Source organism: Phaeobacter sp. JH20_26 (assembly GCF_048056275.1).
GTDB classification, from domain to species: domain Bacteria; phylum Pseudomonadota; class Alphaproteobacteria; order Rhodobacterales; family Rhodobacteraceae; genus Phaeobacter; species Phaeobacter bryozoorum.
The window spans coordinates 72,792-85,589 of sequence record NZ_JAYMWL010000013.1; the positions used below are offsets into that span (position 1 = coordinate 72,792).

The 12,798-nt window shown below is 63.9% G+C and carries 11 protein-coding genes; 8 read left to right on the forward strand and 3 right to left on the reverse strand.

The annotated features are described in order from the left end of the window. Positions 1–20 precede the first annotated feature (20 nt). Positions 21–1,310: an MFS transporter gene (locus VWY60_RS06175; protein ID WP_416540053.1), complete on the reverse strand. Its 1,290-nt coding sequence runs from the start codon at positions 1,308–1,310 to the stop codon at positions 21–23. A 122-nt stretch (positions 1,311–1,432) separates the two neighbouring features. Continuing rightward, on the reverse strand, positions 1,433–2,740 hold the full coding sequence (locus VWY60_RS06180) for a cytochrome b/b6 domain-containing protein (RefSeq protein WP_416540054.1): 1,308 nt from the start codon (positions 2,738–2,740) through the stop codon (positions 1,433–1,435). Positions 2,741–2,926: 186 nt separating this feature from the next. Between VWY60_RS06180 and fabD the strand changes: the two genes are divergently transcribed. The 4 genes from fabD to VWY60_RS06200 all read left to right on the forward strand — a co-directional run bounded on the left by fabD (position 2,927) and on the right by VWY60_RS06200 (position 6,472). Continuing rightward, positions 2,927–3,859, forward strand: coding sequence for an ACP S-malonyltransferase (gene fabD / locus VWY60_RS06185; RefSeq protein WP_416540055.1), 933 nt, complete (start codon positions 2,927–2,929; stop codon positions 3,857–3,859). 86 nt (positions 3,860–3,945) lie between these two features. Further along, on the forward strand, positions 3,946–4,683 hold the full coding sequence (gene fabG / locus VWY60_RS06190; protein WP_340545798.1) for a 3-oxoacyl-ACP reductase FabG: 738 nt from the start codon (positions 3,946–3,948) through the stop codon (positions 4,681–4,683). Between the two features lie 647 nt (positions 4,684–5,330). Then, positions 5,331–5,564: an acyl carrier protein gene (locus tag VWY60_RS06195; protein ID WP_005982462.1), complete on the forward strand. Its 234-nt coding sequence runs from the start codon at positions 5,331–5,333 to the stop codon at positions 5,562–5,564. A gap of 164 nt (positions 5,565–5,728) precedes the next feature. Next, positions 5,729–6,472, forward strand: a complete 744-nt coding sequence (locus VWY60_RS06200; RefSeq protein WP_340545797.1) for a 1-(5-phosphoribosyl)-5-[(5-phosphoribosylamino)methylideneamino] imidazole-4-carboxamide isomerase — start codon at positions 5,729–5,731, stop codon at positions 6,470–6,472. A 732-nt stretch (positions 6,473–7,204) separates the two neighbouring features. On the opposite strand, the gene VWY60_RS06205 is transcribed toward VWY60_RS06200, so the two are convergent. Then, positions 7,205–8,152, reverse strand: coding sequence for a PilZ domain-containing protein (locus VWY60_RS06205; protein WP_416540056.1), 948 nt, complete (start codon positions 8,150–8,152; stop codon positions 7,205–7,207). A 329-nt stretch (positions 8,153–8,481) separates the two neighbouring features. Here VWY60_RS06205 and fabF point away from each other — a divergent pair, with 329 nt between their 5' ends. The 4 genes from fabF to VWY60_RS06225 all read left to right on the forward strand — a co-directional run bounded on the left by fabF (position 8,482) and on the right by VWY60_RS06225 (position 12,797). Further along, positions 8,482–9,747, forward strand: coding sequence for a beta-ketoacyl-ACP synthase II (gene fabF / locus VWY60_RS06210; protein WP_340545795.1), 1,266 nt, complete (start codon positions 8,482–8,484; stop codon positions 9,745–9,747). After that, positions 9,747–10,901 carry an endolytic transglycosylase MltG gene (mltG, locus tag VWY60_RS06215; protein WP_416540778.1) on the forward strand — a complete coding sequence of 385 codons (1,155 nt, stop codon included), beginning with the start codon at positions 9,747–9,749 and terminating at the stop codon, positions 10,899–10,901. The genes fabF and mltG overlap by 1 nt, the downstream gene beginning before the upstream one ends. A 290-nt stretch (positions 10,902–11,191) precedes the next feature. Beyond that, positions 11,192–11,533 carry a recombinase gene (locus VWY60_RS06220; RefSeq protein WP_340545794.1) on the forward strand — a complete coding sequence of 114 codons (342 nt, stop codon included), beginning with the start codon at positions 11,192–11,194 and terminating at the stop codon, positions 11,531–11,533. After that, a complete protein-coding gene (locus VWY60_RS06225; RefSeq protein WP_416540057.1) occupies positions 11,505–12,797 on the forward strand; it encodes a DNA-packaging protein in 1,293 nt (430 codons plus the stop codon). Before VWY60_RS06220 ends, VWY60_RS06225 begins: the two co-directional genes overlap by 29 nt. Position 12,798 lies beyond the last annotated feature (1 nt).

Genomic DNA, 12,798 nt, shown 5'->3' on the forward strand with positions numbered 1-12,798 from the left:
AGTGGGCGGGCACCCGTCAGCTATTCGGCGGCTGCCGCCAGCCGTCTGACCAACACCAAGATCAGCATCATCGCAATCACCAGAAACACCGCACCGACGATCCAGGCGACCGGTGTCGAGTAGATATCGGCGACAGCTCCGGCCAGAATCAGGCCCGATGCGGCCCCCAACTGTTGGATCAGCGACCGCAAAGACAGCATGGTCGAGCGTTGACCGTCGCCAACGCAGCGATGCAGGATGCTGCTGGCCGGGGTTTCGCAGACCCCCAGAAACACGGAATAGAGGACAAACACCGTCACAAAGCCGACAATGCTGCCTTGCAGCGCCAATGCGATCTGAACCCCTGCCAGACAGGCAAAACCTGCCGCCAGCGTCATGGCGTGCCGCCGTTTAAAAATCCGGCTGATGGGCACGGACAGGGACGCGCCGAAAGCGATGGCGAAGAAATAGCTGGCAGTGACGATACCGATGACGGTGTTGGCATAGCTCTCGTCCAGCATCGGCTTTGCATGGGTCGGCCAGATCACCTCAACAGGGTTGGTCGCCATCAAAAAGAACGCCAGCGCTGCCAGAAGGATCGACAGAGCCGGATGTCTGAGGGCCAGACGGCTCGCGTCCCCGATCACCATCGGCACATTCGCAAAGCCGTGCTTGAGAGCCGTGGCGCTCATCGGGCGCGGTGTTTCGACAATGGCCAGTACCGTGAAAACAAACACGCCCGACATCACGACGACGCTCGCAAGGTAGGACACATCATAAATGCTGAACCCAAGGCGTTTTGCGACCTCGCCGCAGAGATCGGGCAGAAGACCTCCCAGAATGGCGCCAATCGCCAAACCTACGGCATTGGCCCATTGCGCTTTGGCCAGTGCGGGCTGGACATCGACATTGGGGGCGGCGGCTTTGAAGGTTTCAACAAACCAGGCATCCAGCGTGCCCGACCGAAGCGCGCGGCCAAAGCCGATGAATGCAAACGACAGCGCCAGAACATAAAAATCGCTCGTAGAGAGAAAAAGCACAAGCGAGATCAGGCTGGCGACAACCGCCGTCAAGAAGACCGGCCTGCGCCCGATGCTGTCGGCAAGGCCACCAAACGGCAGCTCCATCGCCATCGTCGTAAGCGCGTAGATCCCGAAGAGAAACGAGATCTGCAACAGGTCCATGCCCCGGTCGGTCAAGGCCAGAGCAACCACGGCAACCGTCAGCCCCATCGCAAAACGGTCAAGGAACTGGTGTATTTGAAACACGCGAATGTGCCGTCGTGCTGACGGGTTCAGTGCCGCAAAAGAGAACTCGATTTCGGTGGCCATCTTCGCAGCATCACCGGTGCTGCCGCGCGGCACAATACCTTAAGTGGGCCAGAACCTGCGGGACTATATGTCCCCATGGGGGCACGCGGCGGCCACCCCCGCCGGATCTGTGTCCACATCCGTCAGGGGGCGGCGCGACTGGCGGTCAGGTCGACAGCGATGGTCACCGCATAGGCAAGCGAGCTTTCGTCCTGCACGCCCTGGCCGATGTTGAAATCCAGCCGGTTCACTTCGGCACTGCCGGACATTGTGGCGGTGTCACCGTTCAGATCCAGCGTGAAGGGCAGGCGCAGCGGCACCTCCTGATCGCGGATCCGCAGGGTGCCCTCAGCGATATATCCCTCCGCCAGCTTCTCGATCTCGGCGCGGAACTCTGCGGTGGGATAGGTGGAACTGTCAAAGTAATCCGGCCCCATCGCCTGATCGGTGACAGATCCGAGCTTCAGCGAGGGGATCGCCACGGTGACGGTGACCGCGCCGGCGGGGCCGGGGGCGGCAGGGTCCTCGAAATCAATCACTGCCTGCCAGCGGTCGAACTGGCCGCGTACCTCGCTGCCCATCTGCACGATGGTGAGCGCCAATGTGCCATCCTCGACCCGCCAGTTGCCGGCCGTGTCAGACGCCATCGTTGCGGCAGGATCGCCGCCATCCGTGGCCTCGGATCCAGCCTCATGTGCGGTGGTGCCCGGCGCGCCATGGCTGTGCGGCGCATAAAGGCCGAATGCACCGCCGCCGGCCAGCACCAGTAGCCAGATCGCCAGCGCCACCAGCACCGGCGCCGCCCCATGGGGGATCTGCTCTGGCACCGTCACCTGGGGCGCGCGTCCTGGCAGCATCCGGCGCAGCGTGGCGTCGCGGTCGATCACCTCATGTTTCAGCGCCCCGGCAATATGCAGCCCCAAAGCCACCGCAAGGGTCCAGACAAACAGCCAGTGCAGCCCGCCAAACACCGCCGCCACCGCCTCCGATTTCGGCACAAACGGCAGGTTCTGACCAAAGGGCCACCAGATCGGCGCAAATCCCGTGGTTGCGGCGTGATGGATCCAGCCGGTCAGGGGGGCCGCCACCAGCGCCCCGTAAAGCAGCCAGTGCACCACCTCCGCCAGCAGCGTCTCGGCCCGCCGCTCCGGGTGCAGTGGCACCGGCTTGGGCTGGCTCAGCGCCCAGAGAATACGCAGCAGCGCGGTCAGGAACAACGCCAGCCCCAGGGTCTTGTGCAGTGAAAACAGCAGCGCCGCGCGGGTCAGCGTGGCCTGTGCGCCGTCAAACTCCGGGCTTTGAATATGGTGCGCCAGATCATTGGCAAAATAACCAAGCGGGAACACCGCCAGCATCAATAGGGCTGTCAGCCAGTGAAAACCTTTGGCAACGCTGCCATAGTGGCGGGCGGTATTCTGGCGAAGCGCGGGCGCGCGGGCAGGGGAGGACACGGGCGATGAGACCTTCTTATAGGGGGCGACAGGAATACCCTATCCCTTCAGCGGTTTGACACAACACGCATCTCTGTCAGCTGATGCACAGCACCGGTGCGCCCGCGCGAAGGCTATGCTTGTACGCAGCGTCACCTGCGTCTAAACCCGATGCAACGCAGATATGCAGACAAGATGAGGTCTCAGATGACAATTGCATTCGTGTTTCCAGGGCAGGGCGCGCAGACGATCGGTATGGGCAAAGCCCTGGCCGAGGCCTATCCGGCAGCCAAAGCGGTCTTTGACGAGGTGGACGCCGCACTGGGAGAGGCGCTGAGCCAGCTGATCTGGGAGGGCGATATCGAAACCCTGACCCTCACGCAGAACGCCCAGCCGGCGCTGATGGCGACCTCGCTCGCCGCCATGCGCGCGCTGGAGGCTGAGGGTGTCAGCATCGACAAGGCGGCGTTTGTCGCCGGTCACAGCCTTGGCGAATATTCCGCATTGGCCGCAGCCGGGGCGATTTCCGTCGCCGACACCGCGCGCCTGCTGCGCATTCGCGGCAAGGCGATGCAAAGCGCCGTGCCGGTCGGCGAGGGCGCGATGGCCGCCATTCTGGGGCTCGACCTCGAGGCGGTGCGCGCCGTTGCAGACGCCGCCGCACAAGGCGAGGTCTGTCAGGCCGCCAATGACAACGACCCCACTCAGGTCGTGGTCTCCGGCGCCAAGGCCGCCGTTGAACGCGCCGCTGAAATCGCCAAGGAAAAAGGTGCCAAACGCGCCGTGATGCTGCCGGTCAGCGCGCCCTTCCACTGCGCCCTGATGCAGCCTGCCGCCGATGTCATGGCCGAGGCACTGGCCGGGGTCGAGATCACCTCTCCTGCGGTTCCGCTGATCGCCAACGTCCGCGCCAATGCGGTCACCGATCCGGCTGAAATCCGCCAGCTTCTGGTCGAGCAGGTGACCGGCTCTGTGCGCTGGCGCGAAAGCGTGCAGACCATGGCCGCCAAAGGCGTGACCGAATTCTGGGAAATCGGCGCGGGCAAGGCGCTCTCCGGCATGATCCGCAAAATCGACCGCAATCTGGCCTGCCGTCAGATCGGCACCGCCGAGGACGTGGCAGCCATCACCGCGGGCTGAACGCGGAAATTTCATTAATATTCCGGCCCGTTGTCTTCCAAAGAAAACGGCGGACCGCGGGCCGGGGATGAGACAAAGGAAATCATATGTTTGATCTGACTGGAAAAACCGCCCTCATCACCGGGGCATCTGGTGGCATTGGCGGCGATATCGCCCGGGCCCTGCACGCCGCTGGCGCCACCGTGGGCCTCTCCGGCACCCGCGAGGCCCCGCTGCAGGAACTGGCGGCGGAACTTGGCGAGCGCGCCCATGTGCTGCCCTGCAACCTCTCCGATGCAGAGGCGGTCGAGGCGCTGCCGAAACAGGCGATCGCGGCGATGGGCTCGGTGGATATTCTGGTCAACAACGCCGGCATCACCCGCGACAATCTGTTCATGCGGATGAAGGATGAGGAATGGGCCAGCGTGCTGGAGGTGAACCTCACCTCGACCATGCGCCTGTGCCGGGGTGTTCTGCGCGGCATGATGAAGGCGCGCTGGGGCCGGATCATCAATATCTCGTCCATCGTGGGGGCCACCGGCAACCCCGGTCAGGGCAATTACGCCGCCGCCAAGGCCGGTATGGTCGGCATGTCCAAATCGCTGGCCTATGAGGTCGCCAACCGGGGCATTACCGTCAATGCCGTGGCTCCCGGCTTTATCGCCACCGCCATGACAGACAAGCTGAACGACGCCCAGAAAGACGCGATCCTGACCCAGATCCCCAGCGGTCGGATGGGCACCCCGGAGGAAATCGCCTCCGCCGTCTTGTATCTGGCCAGCGCCGAGGCAGGCTATGTCACCGGCACCACCCTGCATGTGAACGGCGGCATGGCCATGCTGTGATCCCGGGGCGCGATCCGGGCTGCAACCGGGGCCGCCGAGACCCCGGTTAGGCTTTGCGGTGACGCCGAGTCACCTGGTCCCGCCGCCGGTCCTCCGGTGGCGGGTTCTGCGTTCCGGCCGCCGCGTCAGATGTGGCCTCTATGCCTCAGGCCGTGGGGGATTTTCGGTGCCGCCGACGCGGCATCGCACAAGATTGGTCGCGGGGTTTTGCGATCCCGCCCCGCAGCTGGCCCGGTTATCCGGAGCGAAATACGGCCATCCTCAGGATGGATGACCAGCTGAAAGTCGCTGCAAAATAACGGAAAATGACCTGCGGCGGTGAGGGGTTGCGTAAAAATATGCACCACAAGCCTTGCATGTGGCTGCGGCTGTGGCCAAATGCTCACCCTGTTGCCTGAGCCTCAGGCGACAGGCTCCGGGCAGGCGGGTGCAGTGATGCTGCGAAACCGTTTGCCTCTGCGTCGGTCTGTGTTATAGGCGGCGCATATTCGCCATCTGCGGGTCCATGCCGGACCGGCAGGGGCGGTTCCGCTATGCGGGACACGACCGCCCGCATCGGGCACAACCACGCCGCCCCGAGCGGGCAAGGGCAGAACCGGGCGAATGCCTGACAACCGGGCGAATGCCTGAAAAGATGAGGAATTGACATGAGCGACGTCGCAGACCGCGTAAAAAAGATCGTTGTGGAACACCTGGGTGTTGAAGAAGACAAAGTGACCGAGAACGCGTCGTTCATCGATGATCTGGGCGCAGACAGCCTGGACACCGTTGAGCTGGTTATGGCCTTCGAAGAAGAGTTCGGCATCGAGATCCCCGATGACGCGGCCGAGACCATCCAGACCTTTGGCGATGCGGTGAAGTTCATCAGCGAAGCTTCCTGATCCCACCCAATCGGTGACGATCACAGACGGCGCTTTCCGGGCAGGAAGGCGCCGTTTTTCGTTTCTGGACGTTTCCGACCTCCGCGAGGTCGGGTTTTCTCCTTAGGGGTGATCGGTCTCCGTGCTAGCCTTGGCGAAACTGCCGACGACAGGAGGGCATTGCGATGATGATCTACCCCACGATGGAACTGAAGGACGGCCGCTGCGTGACGCTGGACAAGGGGCGGCTCGACACCGCCATGATCTGGCACGTGGACCCGGTTGCCACCGCCTGCGGCTTTGCCGCCGATGGTGCCGAATGGATGCATCTGACCGATTTTGATGCCATCGAAGGCGACAACCGCAATGCCGAGCTGGTGGAGGAAATCATCCGCACCGCCGGTATCCCGGTTCAGCTGGGCGGCGGTATGCGCTCGCGCGAGCATATTGAGCATTGGATCGACAAGGGGGCGGGCCGTGTGGTGGTCGGCACGCTTGCCGCCCGGGACCCCGAACTGGTGCGCACGCTGACCCGTCTTCACCCCGATCAGATCGTGCTGGCGGTGGATGTCTGGCAGGGGCAGGTGATGACCGACGGCTGGCGTCAGGCCGGCTCGTTCACGCCCGAAGCCTTTATCGACGCCTTTGCCGATTGTCCCTTTGCGGGCATCATCATCACCGATATCGAAAGCGATATGACCGATGTCGAGGCGCAGCTGGGGCTGATCGCAGGGCTGGCGGAGAAAGCGCGCACGCCGGTGATCGCCAGCGGTGTGGTCCGCACCGCCGATGACGTGGCGCGGCTGAAATACATCGGTTCGATCTCCGGCGCATTGGTCGGGCGGGCACTGTTCCGCAAGACCCTGACCGTGGCGGAGGCGCTGGAGGCGGCGCGCCCCACGCGTGAGCCAGTTGCCGAATTCCGCTAGGTCGGCGGCACGTCTCGGGCGGCACTGCTGCCGCATCAACCAATGGGCTGCGGTGTCGTCAGGACTGCGCGGCCCTGTTATTTCAGCGCAGCCTGCGTGTGTTGGCTGCCTTGGGGAGCGGGCAGGCCGACGTGGGTTTGCAGCACCGGGCGCATGACCGGCGCGGCTGAGCTGGTGCGGCGCTGTCTATACAGGATCCGGTCGAGATCGCTGCCAATGGACCGGAATTGTCGAACCGACCTCTCGACGCCGCCGATGCACCGCTGATCGCGACATAAGCGGGCCGGAGCTGTGGTCTCTGCCTGAAATTGACCAAACCGGCGCGCGCGCTTCCTGCATGGTCTATACCGGCGGAAGATCTGTCTGCTTCGCCGACTGATTGCGGAGCGAAGCACGTCCTGCCCCAATGGTCCGCATCTGCCACCATCCGGCACCAACCGCCACCATCCCACTACCACAGGGGTGCCACCGGTTCGCGAGGTCGGCTCCGCAAGGCATCGCACGTGGGATCTGTCTGCATATTCGCGATCATGGCCGCGATCATGGCCCGCCAGACGCCAGCCAGACGCCGGTCCGCCGCCCGCGCGCGCGATCTTTGCCGCGCGCTTGTTGCCGGTTCGCCGCGACCGGGGACCCGTGATAGCAGCTGAGCCCAAGACAGGCCGACCCCCTTGTGACATCATCACGACGAAGGACCACGCCGCAGAGTGTCGCTCCGGCCATGCCGATCCGTCAGCCAGACACCGCGCCATGTGGTTCAAGCTCGGCAGGCGTCCCGTCGCGCCCGAACTCCCGTTTGGATTTTCTGGGCGCCCTGCGAAAACCCGCCAGAGCCTTCACCATATCGCGTGTGAGACACTCCTTGAACTGCAGGCCAAAATAGTTGGCATTGCACCATTGCACCCGACCGTGAAGATTTATCTGCGGCGCATCGCCGGGCAGGTCCAGCACGATGATATCCCCGGCGCCGAGGCGCGCTTCGGATTTGACCTTCGCCCCCTCCTGACTGATGTCCAGCAGGGTCGCCGCAACCCCGTTATCATTGTTGTGCACAAGGGTGCAGTCCAGGTTGCAGGTATGGCGCTTGCGGCGCCGCCTCAGCGTGGTCATGCGCCGTTCAAACAGCACAAAACACAGCGCTCCAAGCGCCACCAGACCCAGTGAACCGGCCGCCGCGGTGGTGCTGGAAATCTGTCCCAGCGCGGGCAAGGCGCCAAGGCCGCCGCCATCCTGCCCGCTACTGCCTGCACGAGAGCAGGGCATACGCGCCAGCTCCCGGCGATAGGCCGCCAGGGTTTCACTGGCAAAGAGTTTGACAGAGGCCCGTTCCGCATGGCGCCGGTCCTTCAGCGCCAGGACCCGCAGCAGGCTGCGGTGCTGGGCAATCAGGTTATGGGTCGCCTTCAGCAGATCGTCCATCTTTTCTCTCTGCATCGCGAGATGCAGCTCGGTCTTTGATGTCTTTGCCAGCAACCGTTCCATCTCCTGCACGGCGGGCGAATTGCTGCCGGTGCGCAGGTAGTCGAGAAAATCTTCACCGGCGAGCGTCAGCGTCATCAGTTTGTTGAAGACACGGCATTCGCGGGCGGCCAGCGGTTCAGCGCCAAGCAGCAGGCTGACCAGCAACAGCAGCGCAAATACGCCCAGCCCCCACATGCGCGAAGGGCGGCGGTGTGCCATCCGCCGAACCCTTCGTAGATCAGGATCAGGTGACGCAGGGCGTCCAAACAAGAACTCTATGTGCACCATTCACATCTTGCCCCACAGCCGCTGACCTTGGATCCTGCGCCCCGTCTGTTGGGCGCCGCATAGTGGTTCGCAGGCGCGCCATATCGGTACTGTCGCGACTACGAAACCAAAGAACAACCAAAAGGTACATTATCCAAGTTAACCGCAATCTAAGGCTGTCATTAAATTATCGCAAAACAACCGGAGACCACCGGCTCTTGCACCTCTGCGCCAATCCAAGCTATTTGGAGTCAAATTGCCGAGGCAGAGGAGTGCAAGAAATGCGTCGAGTAGTAGTTACCGGACTGGGCCTGGTCACACCGCTGGCAAGCGGCGTCGAAGAGACCTGGTCGCGGTTGCTGGACGGTCAGTCCGGGGCGGGTCCGATCACGCATTTTGATGCGGTAGAAAGCGGCGTCGCCACCACCTACGCCTGCGAAGTTCCGCGTGGCGACGGCAGCGATGGGACCTTCAACCCCGATGATTGGGTTGTCAAAAAAGACCAGAAGAAGATTGATGATTTCATCCTCTATGGCATTGCCGCGGCTGATATGGCCGTGCGTGACGCCGGATGGACACCCGAGGACGAGCAGAGCCGCCTGCGCACCGGCGTGATGATCGGCTCTGGCATCGGTGGCCTCAGCTCGATCGCCGACACCGCCGTGATGATCAAGGAAAAAGGCCCCCGCCGGGTGTCGCCCTTCTTTATCCCTGGCGCGCTGATCAACCTGATCTCCGGTCAGGTCTCGATCCGTTTTGGCTTCAAGGGGCCGAACCACTCTGTTGTGACCGCCTGTTCGACCGGTGCCCATGCCATCGGCGATGCGGCCCGTCTGATCAAATCCGGCGACGCCGACGTCATGATCGCAGGCGGCGCCGAGGCGGCGATCTGCGAAATCGGCATTGCCGGCTTCAACGCCTGCAAGGCGCTGTCCACCAAACGCGCCGATGACCCAAAGGCCGCCTCGCGCCCCTATGACGCCGACCGCGACGGTTTCGTGATGGGTGAGGGCGCCGGCATCGTGGTGCTGGAAGATTACGACCACGCCAAGGCCCGTGGCGCCAAGATCTATGCCGAGGTGCTGGGGTATGGTCTCTCCGGCGATGCCTACCACATCACCGCTCCCTCCGAGGACGGCGAAGGCGGCGAACGCTCGATGCGCGCGGCGCTGGCCAATGCGGGGCTTGAGCCGAAGGACATCGACTATATCAATGCCCATGGCACCTCGACCATGGCCGATACCATCGAACTGGGCGCGGTTGAGCGGATGATGGGGGATGCGGCGGGCAAGGTCACCATGTCCTCGACCAAATCCGCCACCGGCCACCTCCTGGGTGCGGCTGGCGCGATTGAGGCGATCTTCTCGATCCTGGCGATCCGCGATCAGGTGGCACCGCCCACCATCAACCTGGACAACCCGGCCGTTGAAACCGCTGTCGATCTGGCCCCGAACCAGAAACGCGAGCGCGAGATCAAGGTGGCGCTGTCCAATTCCTTTGGCTTTGGCGGCACCAATGCGTCGGTCCTGTTCGGAAAGCCTGAGTGATGTGGCGCAACCTCGCCTCAAACATGATGACGGTCCTGGTGGTGATGCTGTTCCTTCTGGGCGGCGTCATCCTCTGGGGGCAGTCGCAGTATACCTCCGAAGGTCCGCTGGACAGCGCGATCTGCCTGCGGGTGCCGTCCGGCAGCACGATGTCTCGGGTCAGCCGTGATCTGGAGAGCCAGGGCGCGATCAACTCCGGCCCGCTGTTCCGGGTTGGTGTGCGCTACGCCGAGAAAACCGATGCGCTGAAGGCCGGCAGCTATCTGGTGCCCGCAGGGGCCTCGATGGCCGAGATCGTCGATCAGATCACCCGCGGCGGCGCCAGCAGCTGTGGCACCGAAATCGTCTACCGCGTGGGCGTGACCCGCGTGCTGGCCGAGGTGCGCGAGCTGGACCCGGCCACCAACCGCTTTGTCGAGCGTGCGGAATTTGTGCCCGGCGTCGATGAGGTGCCCGCTGTCTACGAAGAGAAGAAAGCCGATGCCGACACCCGTTACCGCATCGCGCTGGCCGAAGGCGTGACCAGCTGGCAGGTGGTCGAATCGCTGAAAGCCATGGATATCCTCGACGGCGATCCGGGCACGCGCCCGGCGGAGGGGATGCTGGCACCCGACAGCTATGAGGTCTCCCCCGGTGATGACCGCGCCGAGATCCTGGCCGAGATGCAGGAGCGCCAGGAGCTGCGCATCAACGCCGCCTGGGAGGGCCGCTCGGACCGCGCAGCGGTTACCAGCCCCGAAGAGATGCTGATCCTCGCGTCGATCATCGAAAAAGAGACCGGCGTGGCAGAGGAGCGTGGGCAGGTCGCCTCGGTCTTCACCAACCGGCTGAACCGCGGGATGCGGCTGCAAACGGACCCGACGGTGATCTATGGTGTTACTCGGGGCGAGGGTGTCCTCGGTCGTGGCCTGCGCCAGAGCGAACTGCGCCGGGCAACCCCCTGGAACACCTATGTGATCGAAGGGCTGCCGCCGACGCCAATCGCCAACCCCGGCATGGCCAGCCTTGAGGCGGCGGTGAACCCCGATCAGGGCGACTACCTGTTCTTCGTCGCTGATGGCACCGGTGGCCACGCCTTTGCCGTCACGCTTGAGGAGCACAATCGCAATGTCGCCAAATGGCGCGAGATTGAAGCGCAGGGCAACAGCAACTAGGCGCAATCCAATCATGGATCAGATCTGAAAGGGGACGCTTCGGCGTCCTCTTTTTTGTGCGGCACCGTTAACCTTATGGTAGGTTAATCTGAAATTTACTTAACAAATCCGGCAGCTTGCGTCCGATACTTCAGGTTGTCAACTTTGACTTTTGCGCTGGTTTGTGGCAGGGTTCACAGGCAGCTGGGAAATTGGCAGATCCGCCCGCAGGACGCCCGATCATGGATCGCGCTTGTGGGGCGGCCTTGCGATTTTCCGAACGGAGGTCCCATGACTATGAGGCCCCAACCATGAGCACCTATACCCCGGAAAATCGGCTGGCAAAGACCGCCGATCTTCTTTTCTCCCTCCATAATTCCATCGAACGGCTCCGGCAGGAGGCCGAGCAGATGCTCGAACGGCTTGCCTGCGATGCAGACGACGCCGGCAGCGCGCCGCGTATCGCCAAATTGGAAAGCCTGATCCGTGACAGCCAGAAAGTGGAGAAAACCCTTGTCGAACAAAGTGAACAGCATCAGGCCGCAGCCGGGCTCGACATCGACGCCGCCCGCAGTGAAATCGAAGAGCGGCTGGCTCGCCTGCGCGCCAGTTTCGACGCAGAAGATGTTTCTGGACCGGCTCAGCGACCATGACCTCTGTGCGATGCCCTATGTCTTTGATCTCTGGGCGCTGCCGCACCAGCTGCCGCCGCCGGGCGACTGGCGCAGCTGGGTCATCCTCGGCGGACGCGGGGCAGGCAAGACCCGCGCCGGCGCCGAATGGGTGCGTACGCTGGCCGAAGGGTCAACACCGCTGTCCGCTGGTCGCGCCCGCCGCATCGCCCTCCTCGGGGAAACCTACGATCAGGTGCGCGACGTCATGGTCCAGGGCGACAGCGGCATCCTCGCCTGCACACCCCGCGACCGCCGCCCGACGTGGAAAGCCACCGAACGGCGGCTGATCTGGCCCAATGGCGCCTCCGCCCAGGCGTTTTCGGCCCATGACCCTGAGGCGCTGCGTGGCCCGCAGTTCGATGCCGCCTGGGCTGATGAGCTGGCCAAATGGAAACGCGGGCAGGACAGCTGGGACATGCTGCAATTTGCGCTCCGGCTGGGGCAGGAGCCGCGCGTCTGCGTCACCACCACACCGCGCAATACCGGCGTGCTGCGCGACCTTCTGGCCAGCCCCTCCACCGTGCAGACCCATGCCGCGACCGAGGCCAACCGTGCCAATCTCGCCGCCTCCTTCATCGCGGAGGTGCGCAGCCGCTATGCCGGGTCACGGCTAGGCCGACAAGAGCTGGACGGCATCCTGTTGCAGGATGTCGATGGCGCGCTCTGGACCAATGCCGGGCTGGTTGCGGCGCAGATCGCAAAGGCCCCGGAACTGGACCGGGTGGTGGTGGCGGTGGACCCGGCGGTGAGCGCCGGCAAACACTCCGACGCCTGCGGCATCCTCGTGGTGGGTGCCACGCTCACAGGCCCGCCGCAGGACTGGTGCGCCTATGTGCTCGCGGATTGCACGGTGCAGGGCGTCGGACCGCTGACCTGGGCGCAGGCCGCCATTGATGCGCGCGACCGCTACAGCGCCGACCGGGTGGTGGCGGAGGTCAATCAGGGCGGTGCCCTGGTCGAAAGCCTGCTGCGCCAGATCGACCCGCTGGTGCCCTTTACCGCGCTGCACGCCAGCCGGGGCAAGGGGGCACGGGCCGAACCGGTCGCGGCGCTTTATGAACAGGGCCGGGTGCGCCACCTGCCGGGGCTTGGCGCGCTGGAGGATCAGCTCTGCCAGATGACCCCGCGTGGCTATCTGGGGCAGGGCTCACCGGACCGGCTGGATGCCTTGGTCTGGGCGGTGCAGGAGCTGATCCTGACCCCGGCGACCCGCCACAGGCTGCCCCGCGCGCGCATGTTATAGG